The sequence below is a fragment of the Acidovorax cavernicola genome, assembly GCF_003581445.1.
Genome location: NZ_QXMN01000025.1, coordinates 77,988 through 96,294, shown reverse-complemented (window position 1 = coordinate 96,294; position 18,307 = coordinate 77,988). Strand labels below are relative to the sequence as shown.

Genomic DNA, 18,307 nt, shown 5'->3' with positions numbered 1-18,307 from the left:
TGTGATGGGGCTCGACATCGCCGATGCCGAGCCCCATCACATGGCCCGCGTGCTGGTCATCTACAGCCACTACGTGCGCCACGACCTGTGCTCGTTCGAGGAAGAAGTGCCCACGGTCGCGCAGATGCAGGCGCGCCGCACCGACGTGCTGGAACGCGGCCTGCCGTATCTCGTGGCCCTGAAGGACGGCGAGGTGGCCGGCTATGCCTACGCGAGCCCCTACCGCGCGCGCTCGGCCTACCGGCACACGGTGGAAGACTCGATCTATGTCGCGCCCGGCATGCACGGGCACGGCATCGGCACGGCGCTGCTGCAGGCGGTGATCGACCGCTGCACCGAAGCTGGCTTCATGCAGATGGTGGCGTGCATCGGCCACAGCGGCAACGCGGGCTCGCAGCGGCTGCACGCGGGCCTGGGCTTCGAGACGGTCGGCGTGCTGCGCAACGTCGGCTTCAAGTTCGGCCAATGGGTCGATACCGTGCTGATGCAGCGTGCACTGCGCTGACACCCACGCCCCGCAGACGTCGCAGCGCGGCTGGCTCGTCCTGCTGTGCACGAGCCGCCTGCTGCAGGGCATGATCGTCACGGCCTACTCGGGCGTGCTGCCGTTCATGCGGGACGACTGGCAGATGACGGCCGCGCAGGCCGGCTCCATCCAGAGCGCCTGGCACGTGGGCTACATGAGTTCGCTGTTCGCCGTGGGCCTGCTGGCCGACCGCTACGGGCCGCATCGCATCTTCGTGGGCGGCGGCGCGATCGGCGCAGCCGCCGCGCTGGCCTTCGCCCTCTTCGCGCACGACCACCGCTCGGCCCTGCTGCTGTACGGCCTGGCGGGCCTGTGCGCGGGCGCCTCGTACACGCCGGGGCTGCAGCTGCTCTCGCTCAACGCGGGGCCCGCGGTGCGCGGGCGGGCGATGGGGCTGTTCCTCGGCGCGGCGTCGATGGGCTATGCGCTGTCGCTGGCCGTGGTGGCGGGGTTCAGCGTGGTGGCGCATTGGCGCACCGGGCTGCTGGTCGCGGCAGGCTGCACGGTGATGGGCGTGCTGCTGGCCGTGCTCGCGCTGCGGCGCATGCAACCGCCCGCACCGCGGATCGCCGGTGCGCCGCGCGAAGGCGTGCTGCAGGCGCTGAACGCGACCGTGCGCGACCGGCCGGCGATGGCCGGCAACTGGGCCTACGCCTTCCACTGCTGGGAGCTGATGGCGCTGTGGGCCTGGCTGCCCGCCTACCTCATGGCCTCGTCGCGCGGCGGCGCGAGCGCGTGGCCGGCGGCGGGCATCGCGCTGGCCGCGTTCGCGCATCTGGTGAGCGTGTTTGGCAGCGTGGTCGGCGGCGCGGCGTCCGACCGGCTGGGCCGCGCGCGCGTGATGATGATCGCCACGCTTGCGAGCCTGAGCCTGTCGTTCGCCTTCGGCTGGATGTGGACCTGGCCGCTGTGGGCATTGGCCGCGATGGCGGCGCTGTACAACCTGCTCGCCATCGCCGATTCGTCGGTCTACTCGACCGCCCTGGCCGACGTGGTGGCGCCGCACCGGCTCGGCGTGGCGTTCTCGGTGCGCTCGGTGATGGGCTTCGGCGCGGGCGCGCTCAGCCCCTGGGTGTTCGGGCTGGCGCTCGACTGGGGGCAGGCGCGCTTCGGCTTCGGCAGCACTTATGCATGGGTGGCGGCGTGGAGCTCGGTCGGGCTCGGGGCGCTGCTCGGGCCGTGGATGATCGTGCGCTTCGCGCGCCTCAGCGCAGATCAGCGCGGCAGCGCAGGCGCGCCCCGGTAGCCCAGCATCGCGTCGTACAGATCGGTTCGCCGGTCGCGGTGCAGGTCGTTCAGCGGCGTCCAGATCGGCGCGGAGCGCGCGGCGCCCAGGTCGACGTCGGCATAGAGGATGGTTTCCTCCTCGGGCCCGGCGATGCGCCCCATCGGCCAGCCGTTGGTGCCGGCGATCAGCGAGTTGCCCATGAAGCCCGTGCCGCGCTCCTGGCCCACGCGGTCGGCGGTGGCGATGAAGACGTTGTTGGCGTGCGCGGCCGTCATCGTCAGGTAGGCCGGCATGCACACGCCGCTGGCGTCGTACAGCGGGGGCGGCGTCCACACCCAGCCCGTGGGCACGCAGATGATGTCGGCGCCCTGCTGCGCCACGATGCGCGCGGTCTCGGGAAACCAGATGTCCCAGCACACGAGCAGGCCGATGCGGCCGATCTTCGTCTCGAACACCGGATAGCCCTCGTTGCCGGGCGTGAACCACAGCTTCTCGTTGTTCCACAGGTGGGTCTTGCGGTAGCGGCCGATGTAGCCCTCGGGGCCGACGAGCACGGCCGTGTCGAACAGCTGCCAGCCGTCCTGCTCGGCCAGGCAGCCGACGAGGTAGACGCCGTGCTTCGCCGCGAATGCGACCCAGCCCTGCACGGTCGAGCCGTGCGGCACGGGCTCGGCATGGGCGAAGGCTTCGTCACGGCCGCTGAAGCAGTAGCCGGTGGTCGCCAGCTCGGGCAGCACGATGAGCTGCGCGCCGCCGGCCACGGCGGCCTCGAGTTGCGCGCGCACGGCGGCGGCGTTGCGCGCGAGGTTCTCGACGCCCACCTGCGGGTCGAACTGCACGACGGCGACGCGCACAGGGCTGGCGCGCAGGCCGGGCACGGCGTCGCCGCCGGAGGGAATGTCTTGGGATGCGGGGGTCTGGAGGGTCATGGTCATTTCAAGTTTCAAATTAAAACCAGATAAATGCTAGACCTATTGGTTTTAATTTGCAACCAATCAAACGCTACGGTCTAATCCCGCCATCCCGGGGACGCACAGGAAACACACGATGGCCAGGAGAAAAAGTCTGAGGTTCGACGCCTGCCCGATGGCGCGCGCCCTCGAGCTCATCGGCGACCAGTGGTCGCTGCTGATCGTGCGCGACGCCTTCGACGGCATGCGGCGCTTCGGCGAGTTCCAGCAGAGCCTGGGCGTGGCCAAGAACATCCTGTCCGACCGCCTGAAGTACCTGGTGCAGGAAGGCGTGTTCGACCTCGTGCCCGCCTCGGATGGTTCGCTCTACCAGGAGTACGCGCTGACGGCCAAGGGCCGCGGCCTGTTCCCCGTGGTGGTGGGCCTGCGGCACTGGGGCGAGGCGAACCTGTTCGCGCCCGGCGAGCCGCACTCGGTGCTGCTGGAACGGGACAGCGGCCAGCCCGTGGCGCCGATCGAACTGCGCACGCGCGACGGCAAGCCGCTCGATGCTGCCGACACGGTGGTGCAGAAACTGCCTGTCACATCCCCCTGACGTACCGGCGCACCCGGCTCAGTCGCTGCCGATCGGGTACTCCAACGCCACGCGGATCTGGCGCGTGTTGAGTTCGGCCTGCGCCCTGTTGTTGCGGTGCTCGCCATAGCGCAGCAGGAAGGCCAGGCCCTTGGCGCGGCCCTGCGGGACGGTGTAGCGCAGCCAGAGATCGCGTTCCCAATGACGACCGCCCTGCCCGTAGCCCAGCCACGCATAGCCCCCGCGCGCGGGCACGCGGCTGCCGTCGATGCCGCTGCCGCGGATGTAGGCCGCGCCCAGGCTCAACCCCGGCGCTCCCCAGCGCGCGGCATCGACTTCGTACCGCAGCTGCCACGACTGCTCGTGCGGCGCATTGAAGTCGGACAGCTGCGCCGCATTGCCGAGCCAGACGGCGCCGCGCGTCACGTAGTCGAACGGCGTGTCGCCCGCGACCTTCTGCCAGCCCAGGCCCACGCGGTGCGGGCCGTGGGCGTAGGTGGCCATCAGGCTTGCGGTGGTGGTGTCCACCGGGCCGGCCAGCGCGCGGCCCGTGTCCTTGCTGCGATACACGTGCAGGTCGAAGGACAACGCGCGCTTGTCTTCCAGCACCGCCGTGTAGTGGGCCCCCAGGTAGCCGGTGGCCCAGGTGTCTTTCAGGCGCGCGACGTAGGCCGTGAGCGAGAGCGAAGGCGTGCCCTTCCAGGTGCCGCCGGCAAAGTCGAACACGTCGCCGCGCGGTGACTTCGGGTCGAGGTAATTCACGATCAACGGGTGGTTCGTGCCGCGCGCATGACGGTCGGTCGAGCCGGTGAAGCGGCCGGCCTGCAGCGTGAACGTGTCGAACTCGCGGCTCGTGAGCAGCCAGCCGCGCATGGTCTCGGGCAGCAGGCGCGTGTCGGACGAACTGAAGACCGGGGTCCTGACGCGCTGCTCGCCGACCGTCAGCACGGTGGCGGAGATGCGCGCCTTCAGCGTGACGCCGCCGCGCGCGATGCCGTCCTGCGCAAAGCCCGCGCCGTCCACCGGCAGCATGCGGATCTTGCCGACGCGAAAGTCGTCGCCGTCGAGACTGCGCGCGAGCGAGACATGCGCGTCCACGCCGAAACCGATCCAGCCCGGCGTGAATCCGGACGCGAGGGTGCCCATGACGCCGTAGCCCCACTCCTGCGCGTGATCGCTGCGCCGCGCCTTCGGCAGCACGGCATTGCGTCCGCCGTTGCTGCGGTCGCCGTGCAGGTAGCTCCGGTTCTCGTACACGCTGCGCTGGAGCACACGCCAGCGCGTGTCCTCGACGAAGCCGCCGCCTTCGGCCGCCAGGGCGGAAGTGCCCAGCATGGCGAGGGCAGCCCCGCAGACCCGCCTCATCGCCAACCGCTCACAGGTACTTGAGCCACGCGATGTCGCGGCGCCGCGCCTTCAGGGCAGCGAAGGCGCGCACGGCGGGGTACAGCGCGAAGGCCAGCACCCCGGTGGTCAGCCACACCATCCACACGGCATCGAAGCCGAAGAGCTGGCCCTGGTTCGGTCCCCAGATCGCCTTCGCCGTCAGATAGAGGAACTTGAGCACGTACAGGTGCAGCACGTAGAAGAACATGGGCGCCGCGCCAAAGACAGCCAGCGGCGCAAGCCACGCCGCGCCCTGCCGGCGCTCGAACACGCGCAGCAGCCACAACCCCACCCCGAGCGTCAGCGCGATGAACAGCAACGAAGGCGGGTACTTGGTGACGTTCAGGAAGGCCATCACGGTCGTCACAGCGCTGTCGCCGGCTGACCAGGGCTTGTCGCCGTAGACATCGAGCGCACGCAGCAGCACGAAGCCCGCAAGCAGGCCCACGGCCCACGCCAGCAGCCGCCGCTGGCGCTGCGCTGCATCGGCGCCGGGCAGGAACCACGGCCCGGCGACGTAGCCCAGCGCGATCACGCCGATCCAGGGCAGCAGCGGGTACGACGTGCGCAGCCTCAGGGCGTCGGACACCTCGATCCAGCCCCGGTCGTGCAAGACGGCCCAGGGCACGTGCAGCACATGGCCCACGGGAAAGTGCACGCCGTCGAGCAGGTTGTGCCCCGCGACCAGCACCACGCCCCCCACGACCAGCGCCTGGCGCGGCAACCACACCAACGCCGACAGCGCCAGCATCGACAGCCCGATCACCCAGATCACCTGCAGGAACACGGTGGCCGGCGGGAACTGAAAGGTCCACGCGAAGTTGACGAGCGTGACCTCCAGCAGCACGAGGAACAGGCCCCGCTTCCACAGGAACGAGGACGCCGCCGCGCGGCCGTCCGCGTGCTTCGCGCCGTAGAGGAAGGCCGACAGCCCCGTCAGGAAAACGAACACCGGCGCACACAGGTGCGCCAGCAGGCGGCCGAAGAACAACGCGGGCGGCGTCTGCGCCACGACCATCGGGTCGGGCACCTGGTGGTGCAGGTAGAAGGTCTCGCGCACGTGGTCCAGCAGCATGAACAGGATCACGAGGCCGCGCAGCGCGTCGATCGAGAGCAGTCGCGCCGGGGCGATGGCCCGGGGCGGCAAGGAAGCGAATGAAACGTCGGGCATTGAATTATTGCGAATATATTCGCAATAATTTATAGCACCGAACGGCGCACTTTCCTGAAGGGAAGGCCCGGTCTATTCGCCCAGCAGCTCGCCGATCGGCTGCAGGTCTTCCACCCGGTCGCAGATCGACTTGATGACCATGGTGATCGGGATGCCCAGCAGCAGCCCCCAGATGCCCCACAGCCAGCCCCAGAAGATCACGCCCACGAACACCGCCACCGGATTCATGCGGCTGGTGCGGCTCGTGAGCCAGGGCATCAGCAGGTTGCCCACCACCGTGTGGATGGCCAGCGACACGCCGCCCACCAGCAGCGCCATCTCGATGCTGCTGAACTGCAGGAAGGCCATGAGCCCCGCCGCCACCAGCACGATCACCGAGCCGATGTAGGGAATGAGGTTGGTCACGGCCGCGATGATTCCCCACACGGCCGCGTTCTCCACGCCGATCAGCCAGAACGCCAGGCCGGTGGCGAGCCCCACCAGCGCGCTCACCAGGATCTGCACCAGCAGGTAGCGTTCGATGTTGCGCGTGATGTCGTCCAGCACGTGCACCGTGACCTTCTTCTTCTGCAGGCTGGGCCCGGTGATCTTGATGAGCTTGCGCCGGAAGGTGTCGCCCGAGCACAGCGCGAAGTAGGTGAGGAAGGCCACCAGCGTGAGCTGCCCCATCGCGTTGAGCAGGCCGACCGTGCCGCTCACCAGGTAGTCGCGCACATTGAAGCCCGGCCGCTCGATGACGACACGCGCCACGCCCTTGCGCGCGGCGACGCGGGCGGAGTTCTCTTCGGCCGCCTTCTCCAGTTGGGCTGCCGCCTGCTGCACGCTGTCCAGCGGCGTGGCGCTGGCGTTCTTGTTGCGGCGCATGGCCTGGCCGAGCTTCTGCGCCGCGACCGGCAGCGAGTCGAGCAGCTGCGAGGCGCTGCCCGAGAGCGAATAGCCGGTCCAGCCCAGCCCGCCGAACAGGCCCAGCAGGATCACCGCCGCGCCGATCCAGCGCGGCACCCACCAGCGGTGCAGGCGCTCGACCAACGGCGACAGCGCGTAGTTCAGCATCAGGCTGAGCATCAGCGGCACGAACACGGCCTGCCCCCAGCGCAGCGCGAAGACGCTGGCGAGCACGGCCAGCACGACGAGCGAGGCGCTGCGCACATCGACCGGCATGTGCAGCACGAAGCGCCGGCGCGCGGCGGAGGTGGTGTCGTCGCCCGGTGGTTCATCGCCTGCGCCGGCCCGCGCAGGGGCCGGCGGTGCAGGTGCAGGCTCGGCCGGCGGAGGCTGCGGCGCGGGCGGCGGCACCTCGGCCGCCGGGGGCCGGGGCTCCGGCGGCGGCTTCGGACTGCCCGCGGTCTCATCGGTCATCGCGATTCCTTCAGCATCTCGCGCACCGCCGCCAGCTGGCGGCGCGACACCGCCACGGGCTCGGGCACCGAGTCCAGCCGCAGCGCCCAGCCTTCGGCGTCTTCGCCGTCGTCGTAGCGCTCGAGCGCGCGGATCGCCGCGCGCGCCACCAGCGCGTTGCGGTGCACGCGCAGGAAACGGTGCGGGTAACGCTCCTCGAAATCGTTGAGCGAGCCATCGAGGATGTGGCTGCGCGTGGCCGTGCGCACCGTGAGGTACTTGTATTCGGACTTCAGGTAGAGCACCTCGGACAGCGGCACGCGCTCGGCGCGGCCCCGGTCCTGGATCAGCACGGACTCGGGCGTGGCTTCCGTTGGCTGGGCCGCGCGGCGCTCCTTCAGGAAGCGCTCGACCTTCTGCAGCGCCTGCTGCAGCCGCTCGGCGCGCACGGGCTTGGTCAGGTAGTCGACCGCCTCCAGCTCGAAGGCCGTGACCGCGTGGCTGGCATGCGCCGTCACGAACACCACGGCCGGCGCATCGGGCCGGCTGCGCAGCGCGCGCGCCACCTCGATGCCGTCGACGCCGGGCATGTGCACGTCGAGCAGCACGAGGTCGAGGTCCATCGCGGCCAGGTGCGCCAATGCCTCTTCGCCCTGCGAGGCCTCGGCCGTCACCGCGGCGGCGGGCGAGGTGCAGTCGCGCAGCAGCGTGCGCAGGCGCGAACGGGCCAGGGCTTCGTCGTCGACGATCAGGGTCTTGAGGCTCATGAGGATCCGGCGGGAATGGCAATGCGTACGCGGTAATTCTTCTGGTCCATGCCGGCGCTGAACTGCATCTGCATGTCGTGCAGCAGGCGCAGGCGCTCGCGCACGTTGTCCAGCGCGATGCCGTGGCCGCGCGGCAGCGGCTCGTCGGCCCAGCGCAGCGGCGGCAGGCTGTTGACCACCTCGATCACGACCATGCCGCCGCGCCGCTCGGTGCGGATGCGCAGCTTGGCGCCGTCGGGGCTGGGCTCCACGCCGTGCTTGATGGCGTTTTCGACCAGCGGCTGCAGCAGGAGCGGCGGCAGCCGCGCGTCGCTGGCGGCGGCATCGAGGTCCCAGCGGATGCGCAGGCGGTCGCCGAAGCGCACCTGCTCGATCGCCAGGTAGCGCTCGGCCAGCGCGATCTCGTCGGCCAGCGTGCCCGATTCGCCGGGCACGGTCAGGGCCTGGCGGAACAGCTCGGCCAGGTCTTCCAGCATGGTCTCGGCCTTGGCCGGCTCTTCGCGCACCAGCGCGATGGCGCTGTTGAGCGTGTTGAACAGGAAGTGCGGGCGGATGCGCGACTGCAGCTCTTCGAGCCGGGCCGTGGTGGCGGCCGGCGTCTGGCCGCGCGCGCGCAGCACCATCGCCGCCATCACCAGCCCCGCGAACAGCGCACCGGCCAGCGCGCTGGCCAGCCAGGGCCCACTGGCGATCACGCCGGTCAGGCGCAGCAGGCCGCAGCCGTAGAGCGAGGCCACCGCGCCCAGCACGGCGCCCGCAGCGTACTGCCAGGGGCGCGGCAGGCGCCGCAACTGCTTCTTGAGGCCGCAGGCCGCCACCAGCCACAGCAGCGTGGCGGGCAGCGCGCCGCCGGTGACCGTGGCCGCCTGCACCAGCCATTCGCCGAAGGTGCCGACCACGAACAGCGTGGCCACCGCCACCACCGCTTCGACGAACACCACGGTGCGCAGCACGACGCCGATCTGGCAGGCGTCGAACAGCGCCGGGGCGCCGCGCAAGGGCGCGCGGGCGCGTTCCGGCGAGGAGGCGGACGTGGAGGGGGAGCTGGCCGATAAAATCGCCGGGTTGCGCATCGCAGACATCAGATCCATCGGGTGACCAACCCATTATTGCCTTCCTGGACGGCTCCCATGACTCAAAACCAACTCGACAAGAAATCCGAAGCCTGGTCGGCCCTGTTCTCCGAACCGATGAGCGACCTGGTGAAGCGCTATACCTCCAGCGTCTTCTTCGACAAGCGCCTGTGGCAGGCCGACATCGAGGGCTCGCTCGCCCACGCCGGCATGCTCGCCGCGCAGGGCATCATCAGCGTGCAGGACCACGCCGCGATCGAACGCGGGATGACGCAGATCCGCGGCGAGATCGAATCCGGCGCCTTCGAATGGAAGCTCGACCTCGAGGACGTGCACCTGAACATCGAGGCCCGCCTGACCCAGCTCGTCGGCGACGCCGGCAAGCGCCTGCACACCGGCCGCAGCCGCAACGACCAGGTCGCCACCGACGTGCGCCTGTGGCTGCGCGGCGAGATCGACCTCATCGGCGACCTGCTGGTCGACCTGCAGAAGGCGCTGGTCGACATCGCCGAGAAGAACGTCGACGTGATCCTGCCCGGCTTCACCCACCTGCAGGTGGCCCAGCCCGTGAGCTTCGGCCACCACATGCTGGCCTACGTGGAAATGTTCAGCCGCGACGCCGAGCGCATGGGCGAGGTGCGCAAGCGCGTCAACCGCCTGCCGCTGGGCGCCGCCGCGCTGGCCGGCACCAGCTACCCGCTGGACCGCGAGCTGGTGGCGCGCACGCTGAAGATGGACAGCGTCTGCCAGAACAGCCTGGACGCCGTGAGCGACCGCGACTTCGCGATCGAGTTCACCTCGGCCGCCAGCCTGTGCATGGTGCACGTGAGCCGCCTCTCGGAAGAACTCATCATCTGGATGAGCCAGAACTTCAGCTTCATCAACATCGCCGACCGCTTCACCACGGGCTCGTCGATCATGCCGCAGAAGAAGAACCCCGACGTGCCCGAGCTGGCGCGCGGCAAGACCGGCCGCGTGGTCGGCCACCTGATGGCGCTCATCACGCTCATGAAGGGCCAGCCGCTGGCCTACAACAAGGACAACCAGGAAGACAAGGAGCCGCTGTTCGACACCGTCGACACGCTCAAGGACACCCTGCGCATCTTTGCCGAGATGATCGGCGGCATCACCGTGAAGCCCGAGGCCATGGAAGCCGCCGCGCTGCGCGGCTACGCCACCGCCACCGACCTGGCCGACTACCTCGTGAAGAAGGGCCTGCCCTTCCGCGACGCGCACGAGACCGTGGCCCACGCCGTGAAGGCCGCCACCTCGCACCAGGTCGACCTGTCGGAGCTGCCGCTGGCCGTGCTGCAGCAGTTCAACCCGAACATCGAGAAGGACGTGTACGACGTGCTGAGCCTGCGCGGCTCGCTCAATGCGCGCAATGTGCTGGGCGGTACCGCGCCCGCACAGGTCAAGGCGCAAGTCGCACGCCACCGCGCACGCCTGGGCTGAGGCCCGCGGCCACACCACCGAGGGCCGCGCTTCATGTTCTACGCCATCCCGCTCGAAAACAGACCGAGCTGGCGCAACCCGCCGTGGATGACGGTGCTGCTGATCCTCCTGAACATGCTCGTGTTCTGGGGGCCGCAGCGCAGCGAGGAGAACGGGCGCGAGCGCGCCGCCCGCTTCTACGTGCAGAGCGTGCTGCCCGGTCTGGAGCTGGCGCCCTTCGTCGAGTGGCTCGAGAAGACCGACCCCAAGCGCGGCAAGCAGGCCCGCCGCATGCTGCCGCATGAAGAGGCCTATCCGCAGCTGCTCGAAGGTCTGCAGAACGACAAGCCCTTCCTGAAGAAACTGCGCGCCGACGAGGTCGTCACGCCCACGAACCCGCAGTACGCCGAGTGGCAGCGTGATCGCCGCCAGTACGAGGCGATGCTGCCCGCGCCCTTCACCGAGCGCTGGTCGCAGGACTACGGCAAGGACGCCGAGTTCAAGCCCTGGACCTGGCTCACCGCCGCCTTCCTGCACGGCAGCACCGGCCACCTGCTGGGCAACATGCTGTTCCTCTTCCTGTTCGGCTTCTCGGTCGAACTGGCGCTGGGGCGCGGCACCTACCTGGGCTTCTACCTGCTGGGTGCCGTGGGCGCGTCGCTGCTGGCCGGCTGGGCCTACGCGGGCAAGGGCGGCTACGGGCTGGGCGCCTCGGGCGCGATCTCGGCGCTGATGGGCATGTACGCCGTGATGTACCGGCTGCGGCGCATCCGCTTCTTCTACCAGCTGTTCTTCTATTTCAACTACGTCACGGCGCCCGCCCTGCTGCTGCTGCCGGCCTGGATCGCCAACGAGCTGGTGCAGCACTGGATCGGCGGCCAGGGCATCGCCTACATGGCCCACCTGGGCGGCCTGCTGACGGGCGCGGCACTGATGGCCGGCGCGATGTGGCTGGGCCGCGTGAAGACGCCCGAGACCGTGAAGTCGGAAATGGTGACCGACGACCATCGCTTCGCACAGCACGTGGCCGCCGCGCGCAAGCTGTCGGCGGCCATGAAGTTCGAACCCGCCTGCGCCGAATGGCGCGCCGCCGCCGCGCTGCGCCCCGGCGACACCGACACGCTGCGCGCCTGGTTCAATACCGCGCGCCTGCAACCTGCCAGCGACGACTTCCACCAGGCCGCGCGCCGCATCTTCCGCCTGCCCGCCACCGACGCCGACACGCTCGCGCTGCAACACAGCAGCTTCACGACCTACCTCGACCAGGCCAAACCGGGCGTGCGCCTGAAGCCCGATGACATGGCCCGGCTGGCGCGCCGCTTCGCGCGCATCCGCCAGTTCGGCGACGCCGACAAGCTCTGCCGCATCCTGCTGAAGACCGCGCCCGACCATCCCGAGCTGGGCGACACGCTCTCGGTGTGCGCCAACGGCCTGCTGCACGCCGGCGAGCGCGAGCGGGCCCTGGGCCTGCTGCCACATCTGCTGCGGCTGGCGCCCAACGACATGGTCACGCGCACCCTGCAGCGCGCATGAAAAAACCCGGCACGTGGCCGGGTTCGCGGGTCTGGTGATGAAGCGGCGCTGCGCCTACTTGTCGTTGTGCAGGTAGGTCGCCTGCTTCGGCAGCAGCAGGCTGACCAGGAAGGCCACGCCCATCATCGCCGTCACGTACCAGTAGAAGTACGACTCGTGGCCGATCGACTTCAGGCCCAGCGCCACGTACTCGGCGCTGCCGCCGAAGATGGCGTTGCCCACGGCATACGACAGGCCCACGCCCAGCGCGCGCACTTCGGGCGGGAACATCTCGGCCTTCACGATGCCGCTGATCGAGGTGTAGAAGCTCACCACCGCCAGCGCCAGGGTGATCAGCACACCGGCCATCAGGGGGCTGCCCACGCTCTGCAGGTTGCTCAGCACAGGCACCGTCATCAGCGCACCCAGGGCGCCGAACAGCAGCATGTTGTTGCGCCGGCCGATGCGGTCCGACAGCGCGCCGAACACCGGCTGCATGCACATGTAGATGAACAGGCACGCCGTCATCACGTTGCTGGCGGTCTTGATCGACATGCCGGCCGAATTCACCAGGTACTTCTGCATGTAGGTGGTGAAGGTGTAGAAGATGAGCGAGCCGCCGGCCGTGTAGCCCAGCACCACGAAGAAGGCGCGCTTGTGGTGCTTGAACAGCTCGGCCATGCTGCCGGCGCCCTTGGCGGCGCGGGTCTTGGTGCTGGCGGTCTCGGTCAGCGTGCGGCGCAGCATCAGCGCCACGATGGCGGCCAGGGCGCCCAGCACGAAGGGAATGCGCCAGCCCCAGGCCTTGAGCTCGGCCTCGGTGAGCAGCTGCTGCAGCACCACCACGGCCACCACGGCCAGCAGCTGGCCGCCGATCAGCGTGACGTACTGGAACGACGAGAAGAAGCCGCGCTGGCCGCGCATCGCCACTTCGCTCATGTAGGTGGCGGTGGTGCCGTACTCGCCTCCGACCGACAGGCCCTGCAGCAGGCGCGCGGCCAGCAGCAGCGCGGGCGCCCAGGCGCCGATCTGCGCGTAGGTGGGCAGGCAGGCAATGATCAGCGAGCCCACGCACATCATGACGACCGAGGTCACCATCGAGGTCTTGCGGCCCTTGCGGTCGGCCAGCCGGCCGAACAGCCAGCCGCCGATCGGGCGCATCAGGAAGCCGGCGGCGAACACACCGGCCGTGTTCAGCAGCTGGACCGTCGGGTCCGACTTGGGAAAGAACGAGGGCGCGAAGTAGATCGCGCAAAAGGCGTAGACGTAGAAGTCGAACCACTCCACCAGGTTGCCGGACGAGGCGGCAAAGATCGCGAAGATGCGCTTGCGCTTTTCCTCGAAGGTGTAGGGCGTGTGGTGGTCGGCGGTCGCGTCCGGGCTGGAAGCGCCGGCGCTCGTGCTGCTGGCAATGGCGGTCATGCGAGGGGGTCCTTGTCTCTGGCTGCAGCCCCCGCGAAGCCCGCGGAAAGCCGTGCCAGCGAGTCTGGTCCGCCGCGCCCGCCCTGTCGTCCGTACGCCCCGCCCACCCGGCTACGTACCCGTACGCAAGGGTAAACCCTAAGTTCTAGAGTTCGTGCTCCCGCAGGAAGCGATCCAGTTCCAGGCTGCTCGAAAAACCCAGCTTCGCGAACATGTGCGCCCGGTGCGTTTCCACCGTGCGCAGCTCCAGCGGTGCCAGTTCCTGCGCGATGCGCTTGTTGGGCAGCCCCTCGGCCACGAGCCGCGCCACCTGCATCTCGCGCGGCGTGAGCTTGGCCCACAGCGCCTGCGCGGCCTGCCGGGCCTGGCGGCGCACGGCGACCTCCTCGGCTTTCTGCAACGCCTTGGCGATGGTGTCGAGCAGCCGCTCGTCGCTGCAGGGTTTCTCCAGCCAGCCGAAGGCGCCGTTCTGCACCGCGTCGACCGCGATCGGGATGTCGCCGTGGCCGGACAGGAAGATCACGACCAGCGGGCTGTCCTGCGCACGCAGCGCGTCGAACACCTGCAGGCCGCTCATGCCTTCCATGCGCAGGTCGAGGATGGCGCAGCCCGGGCGCTGCAGGTCGGCGCCGGCCAGGAAGGCCTCGCCCGAGGCAAAGGCCTGCACCGCATGGCCGCGCGACAGCAGCAGCAGGCCGAGGGAGCGGCGCACGGCCTCGTCGTCGTCGACGACGCACAGGTGGTTGGCAAGCAAGGGGGCAGATGCGGATGCGTTCACGCGGAAGCCTCCAGTTCGAGGGTGAAGACCGTGCCGCCGCCGGGCCGGTCGGCAAAGGAGAGGCGGCCCCGGTGGGCCTCCACGATGGTGCGGCAGATGTTCAGGCCCAGTCCCAGGCCGCCGGCCTTGGTGGTGAAGAACGGCGCGAACACCTGCTCGGCGATCGCGGCGTCGATGCCGGGGCCACGGTCGGCGATGCGGATGTGCACGTGTCCTTCGCGCAGTTCGGCCTCGACCTCGACCACGCGCTGCTCGGGCGGCGTGGCCTGCTGCATCGCCTGCAAGCTGTTGGACAGCAGGTTCAGCAGCACCTGTTCCAGCAGCACGCGGTCGCCGCGCACCGGCGGCAGCGTGCGCGAAATGCGGACCTCGGCACGGGCCTGCCGCTCGCGCATCTCGCCCTGCAGCAGCGCCAGCGCATTCGTCACCAGCCGGGCCACGGCGCAGTCCTCCGTGCCCGCCGTGCGCTGGCGCACGAAGCCGCGGATGCGCCGCACGATCTCGGCGGCGCGCCGGGCCTGCGCGACGGTCTCGTCGAGGCTGCTGGCCAGCAGCGCCGGATTGCCCTGCTGCGAGAAGGCCTTGGCGGCGCTGGCGAAATTGCTCAGCGCCATCAGCGGCTGGTTGAGTTCGTGGGCCAGCGTGGACGCCATCTCGCCCAGGCTGGCCAGGCGCTGCGCGTGCTGCAGCTGCTCGTCGTTCTGGCGCTGGCGCAGCTCGGCGCGCTTCTGCTCGGTGATGTCGACCACCGAGCTCATCCAGCCGCTGTGCCGGCCGTCGGCGTCGATGAGCTGCGCGGTGTAGACCATGGTGATGACCTCGTGCCCGTCGCGATGGCGCAGGCGCGATTCGAAGCCGGAGCGCGCGGGCTGCCCGCTCATCATGTCCTCGTAGCGCGACCAGTGCTGCGTCACGTCGTCGGGGTGCCAGTAGGGGTACGGCGGCAGCCGCCCCAGCAGTTCGTCGGCGCCGTAGCCGGTCATCTCGCAGAAGGCGGGGTTGACGTAGATGATGCGGCCCTCGAGGTCGCGTGCGCGCATGCCGACCAGCAGCGAGTCTTCCATCGCCTTGCGGAAGGCGTGGGCCTGGTCGAGTTCGTGGGTGCGCTCGCGCACGCGCAGCTCGAGGTCGCGCCGCGCGTCGCGCTGCTCGGCGAAGCGGCGCTCGCGCAGCCGCCAGTACAGCGCGCCCAGCAGCAGCACGCCGGCGCCCAGCAGGCCGAGCATCCAGGTGCGCTCGCGCGCGCGGGTGACTTCCGCGTGATCGGCCATCACCGTCAAGGTCCAGCCCAGGTCGGGCAAGGGCTCGTCCACCGCGAGGAAACGGCGTGCCTTGCCGCCGACCGTCGTGCGCACCAGGTAGCCCGGCGAGCCGTCGAGGTGCGCGACGCGCCACGGCAGCGGCGTGAAACGGGTGCGCGCGCCGTACTGCTGGTCGTGCGCGATGCCGGCCAGGTCGGCGGGGCTCAGCGGTCGCGTGGTCTGGTACATCCAGTCCGGCATCGAGCTCAGGAACACGATGCCGCGCGCGTCGGTCAGCAGGATCGGATCGCGCACGAAAGCCCAGGCGTCATGCAGCTGGCGCAGGCTGACCTTGACCGTGACCACGCCCAGCACCTCGCCACCGCCGCCCTCGGCACGCACCGGCGCCGACATGAACAGCCCCGGCTCGCCCGTGGTCTGGCCCACGCCGTAGAACAGGCCCCGGCGCCCCGCCCGCGCGTCGAGGAAGTACGGGCGGTTGGCATACGACTCGCCGACGAAGCTCTGCGGCGTGGCCCAGTTGCTCGCCGCCAGCGTGAGGCCTTGGGGGTCGGTCAGGTACAGCGCATCGGAGCCCGCGAGGCGGTTCACCTCCTCGATGTAGTGGTTGGCGCGCTGCCGCGTGGTGGGGTCCTGCGGTCGGGCCAGCACCGCGAGCACGTCGGGGTGCATGCCGGCGGTGAACGGCAGGTAGCCGTACTTGCCGGCGGCGTCGCGCAGACCGAGCACGTGCACTTCCATGGCTCGGCGGATCGAGTCGGCCTGGAAATTCGCCTCGCGCCGCGCGGCCCACTGGCCGGCCACGCCGACCAGCAGCAGGACCAGCGCGAGGACAGCCGCCCAGGCCGCCAGCGCGCGGCGGCGCGAGCGCGCGGGCGGCGTGGAAGAAGAGGCAGGAAGAGACGGTTCGGGCGTGAGGGGCGGCATGGGAGGCGGGTCCGCAGGTCCGGCCGGCGCGGCGTGCGGAATTTTGCCCTGATCCGCAAGCCGGGCCGCGAAGGCCCGGCTTGCTCCGATACCCCTCAGGCCGCCGGCCGCAGCAGCCAGCGCACTTCCTGCGTCTGCTCGCTCTGCGGGTAGCGGTTCTCGAGCGTCGTCAGGATCGGCTGCGCCATGTCCGCGCGGCCCAGCCCCTGCACCAGCGCGCGGGCCGCCAGCTCGTAGGCCTGCGGGATCGCCTCATGGCCGCGGAAGCGCTTGTCGAAGCCCGACAGCAGCGCCAGCGTGCCGTGGGCGTCGCCGCCGCGCCATTCGGCGCGGGCCATCGCGATGACCGTCGCCGGATCATCGAGCACGAAGGTCTTGTCGATCGCGCGGCAGGCCTTGAAGACCTTGAGCGCTTCCGAGGCAAGGTCGCGCCGCATCAAGAGCGGAATGAAGCGCCGCGCGTGGTCGAACAGCGTGTCCTTCTTATCGGGCATGAGCGCGAGCACGCGGTGGTAGCGGCGCTGCGCGGCGAGGTCGTCGGTGTCGGCGGTGCGCTGCGCCTCGTAGGCGATGCCCAGCGCGGCGGCCAGGTCGCCGTCGGTGATGCACTGCGCCACCTCGGCGTCGGTGCGCTGCGCGGCGATCTGCGCGGGCGTGCGGCGATCGACCGGTGCGCCCTCATCGGCGCCCGCACCGGGCACGAGGTCGATGCCGAAGGCGTCGTGGTGCTGGTACATCACGTAGCCCAGCAGGCTCGCCATCACCCAGCCGAAGTAGATGAACGCGAAGTTGACGATCGGCAGCACGATCCGCCCGTCGAACATCGGCAGCACCATCGAGATCGCCACCTGCGCGCCCGTGCTCAGCAGGAACAGGAAGAAGCACAGCAGCGCATACGGCCAGCCGATGGTGCGCATCGCGTCCATCACGTAGGCCGGGTTCATGGCCTGGAAGAAGCTGCCCGACTGCACCAGCACGATCACCGCCGCCGGGAAGGTGAAGGACATCACGAAGAGCCCCACCGTGCCCAGCACCAGCTCGTACCACGCAAGCCAGCCGATGAGCAGCGTCTGCACCAGCGAGATGGCGAAGAGCTTCCACGGCAGGTAGGTCCACTCGTCGCTCGATTCGCGCCCGAAGTCGGCCGAATCGCGGATGCCGCGCGCGCCCAGCGCAATGATCTTGAAGCCGTAGCGGCTGGCCGCCAGGATGATGCCCACCTCGATGACCACGAAGGCCAGCGCGTCGGGCAGGAAGAACACGGCCTCGAACAGCAGGCTGCAGAACGCCAGCAGCAGGCCGTAGGCCAGCGGCCGCAGCTGGAACGGAAAGGCGAAGAAGCTGTTGAGGCGGTGCCAGAACGGCGCAGGCGGCGGCAGGGAGTCGCGGTCGATCATGGGGGCTCGCGCGGCGGCTACTTGCGGAAGAAGTCGCTCTGGCTCATGGCGCCCGCGCCACCCATGCGCACCACCGTGGCGTCGCTGGAATGCACGAGGCGCATCTGGCCGAGCTCGCGCTCCAGGCGCTGGCTGAAGCTGGTCTTGTACTGGAGCGCGGCCTCGCCCATCTTGAGCACGCTGGTGCCGGTGACGACGGCGCTCTTGCGGTCGGTGGCCACCTCGACGGCGTCGATGTGGTACTCGTACTCGATGGTGAGGATGCCGCCCATGCGGTCGCCCACGGACTGGAACAGCTCGAAGGTCTTCTTCACCGCCTCGCAGGCTTCCTCGCGGTTGTGGCTGCTCTCGACGGTCTTGCCCATCATCGTGAGCTTGCTCTCGATCACGGCCTTGCGGCTGAGCTGCTTGCACAGCGCCTGCGCGTCGCGCGAATAGATGGCGTGCGCTTCCTTCTGGTAGTAGTCGCGCGCCATCGCCTCGTCGAGCTTTCGGCCGCCGACAAAGAAGTACCACGCGCCCACGCAGAGCGCGACCACGATTGCAATTTGCTTCATTCCCGCCCCCGCGCGTACGCGGTCCCGCTCCGTTTTGCGGCGCA

Annotated in this window: 16 protein-coding genes; 5 read left to right on the top strand and 11 right to left on the bottom strand. The window is 69.8% G+C overall.

Going from position 1 to position 18,307, the window contains the following annotated elements:
* Window positions 1-4: 4 nt before the first annotated feature.
* Window positions 5-505, top strand: a complete 501-nt coding sequence (locus D3H34_RS19560) for a GNAT family N-acetyltransferase (RefSeq protein ID WP_119555912.1) — start codon at window positions 5-7, stop codon at window positions 503-505.
* Window positions 492-1,772, top strand: coding sequence for an MFS transporter (locus tag D3H34_RS19555; protein WP_119555903.1), 1,281 nt, complete (start codon window positions 492-494; stop codon window positions 1,770-1,772). The genes D3H34_RS19560 and D3H34_RS19555 overlap by 14 nt, the downstream gene beginning before the upstream one ends.
* Here the strand turns inward: D3H34_RS19555 and D3H34_RS19550 are convergent.
* Entirely contained in the window at window positions 1,742-2,683 is a 942-nt protein-coding gene (locus tag D3H34_RS19550; protein ID WP_119555911.1) for a nitrilase family protein, read from the bottom strand. The genes D3H34_RS19555 and D3H34_RS19550 overlap by 31 nt on opposite strands.
* Window positions 2,684-2,801: 118 nt before the next feature.
* Here D3H34_RS19550 and D3H34_RS19545 point away from each other — a divergent pair, with 118 nt between their 5' ends.
* Window positions 2,802-3,260 (top strand): winged helix-turn-helix transcriptional regulator, encoded by a 459-nt coding sequence (locus D3H34_RS19545; protein ID WP_119555902.1) that lies wholly within the window; start codon window positions 2,802-2,804, stop codon window positions 3,258-3,260.
* A gap of 18 nt (window positions 3,261-3,278) precedes the next feature.
* Here the strand turns inward: D3H34_RS19545 and D3H34_RS19540 are convergent, their stop codons facing one another.
* The 5 genes from D3H34_RS19540 to D3H34_RS19520 all read right to left on the bottom strand — a co-directional run bounded on the left by D3H34_RS19540 (window position 3,279) and on the right by D3H34_RS19520 (window position 8,992).
* Window positions 3,279-4,574 (bottom strand): OprD family outer membrane porin, encoded by a 1,296-nt coding sequence (locus D3H34_RS19540; protein ID WP_119555901.1) that lies wholly within the window; start codon window positions 4,572-4,574, stop codon window positions 3,279-3,281.
* A gap of 40 nt (window positions 4,575-4,614) precedes the next feature.
* Window positions 4,615-5,796 (bottom strand): acetyltransferase domain-containing protein, encoded by a 1,182-nt coding sequence (locus D3H34_RS19535; protein WP_119555900.1) that lies wholly within the window; start codon window positions 5,794-5,796, stop codon window positions 4,615-4,617.
* A gap of 72 nt (window positions 5,797-5,868) precedes the next feature.
* Complete coding sequence (locus tag D3H34_RS19530; protein WP_119555899.1) at window positions 5,869-7,155, bottom strand: AI-2E family transporter; 1,287 nt, start codon at window positions 7,153-7,155, stop codon at window positions 5,869-5,871.
* Window positions 7,152-7,901 (bottom strand): LytR/AlgR family response regulator transcription factor, encoded by a 750-nt coding sequence (locus D3H34_RS19525; RefSeq protein ID WP_119555898.1) that lies wholly within the window; start codon window positions 7,899-7,901, stop codon window positions 7,152-7,154. Before D3H34_RS19525 ends, D3H34_RS19530 begins: the two co-directional genes overlap by 4 nt.
* The gene (locus tag D3H34_RS19520; protein ID WP_434057699.1) at window positions 7,898-8,992 is read right to left on the bottom strand and encodes a sensor histidine kinase; all 1,095 of its coding nucleotides are present in this window, start codon (window positions 8,990-8,992) and stop codon (window positions 7,898-7,900) included. Before D3H34_RS19520 ends, D3H34_RS19525 begins: the two co-directional genes overlap by 4 nt.
* A gap of 39 nt (window positions 8,993-9,031) precedes the next feature.
* Here D3H34_RS19520 and argH point away from each other — a divergent pair, with 39 nt between their 5' ends.
* Window positions 9,032-10,429, top strand: a complete 1,398-nt coding sequence (gene argH / locus D3H34_RS19515; protein WP_119555897.1) for an argininosuccinate lyase — start codon at window positions 9,032-9,034, stop codon at window positions 10,427-10,429.
* A gap of 33 nt (window positions 10,430-10,462) precedes the next feature.
* Complete coding sequence (locus tag D3H34_RS19510) at window positions 10,463-11,941, top strand: rhomboid family intramembrane serine protease (RefSeq protein ID WP_119555896.1); 1,479 nt, start codon at window positions 10,463-10,465, stop codon at window positions 11,939-11,941.
* A gap of 54 nt (window positions 11,942-11,995) precedes the next feature.
* Here the strand turns inward: D3H34_RS19510 and D3H34_RS19505 are convergent, their stop codons facing one another.
* The 5 genes from D3H34_RS19505 to D3H34_RS19485 all read right to left on the bottom strand — a co-directional run bounded on the left by D3H34_RS19505 (window position 11,996) and on the right by D3H34_RS19485 (window position 18,263).
* Complete coding sequence (locus tag D3H34_RS19505) at window positions 11,996-13,342, bottom strand: MFS family transporter (protein WP_119555895.1); 1,347 nt, start codon at window positions 13,340-13,342, stop codon at window positions 11,996-11,998.
* 145 nt (window positions 13,343-13,487) lie between these two features.
* Entirely contained in the window at window positions 13,488-14,120 is a 633-nt protein-coding gene (locus tag D3H34_RS19500) for a response regulator transcription factor (RefSeq protein WP_286185947.1), read from the bottom strand.
* Entirely contained in the window at window positions 14,117-16,309 is a 2,193-nt protein-coding gene (locus D3H34_RS19495) for an ATP-binding protein (RefSeq protein WP_119555893.1), read from the bottom strand. The genes D3H34_RS19500 and D3H34_RS19495 overlap by 4 nt, the downstream gene beginning before the upstream one ends.
* 95 nt (window positions 16,310-16,404) lie before the next feature.
* Window positions 16,405-17,706, bottom strand: coding sequence for a hypothetical protein (locus D3H34_RS19490; protein ID WP_119555892.1), 1,302 nt, complete (start codon window positions 17,704-17,706; stop codon window positions 16,405-16,407).
* A 17-nt stretch (window positions 17,707-17,723) separates the two neighbouring features.
* Window positions 17,724-18,263 (bottom strand): hypothetical protein, encoded by a 540-nt coding sequence (locus tag D3H34_RS19485; protein WP_119555891.1) that lies wholly within the window; start codon window positions 18,261-18,263, stop codon window positions 17,724-17,726.
* Between the last annotated feature and the right edge of the window lie 44 nt (window positions 18,264-18,307).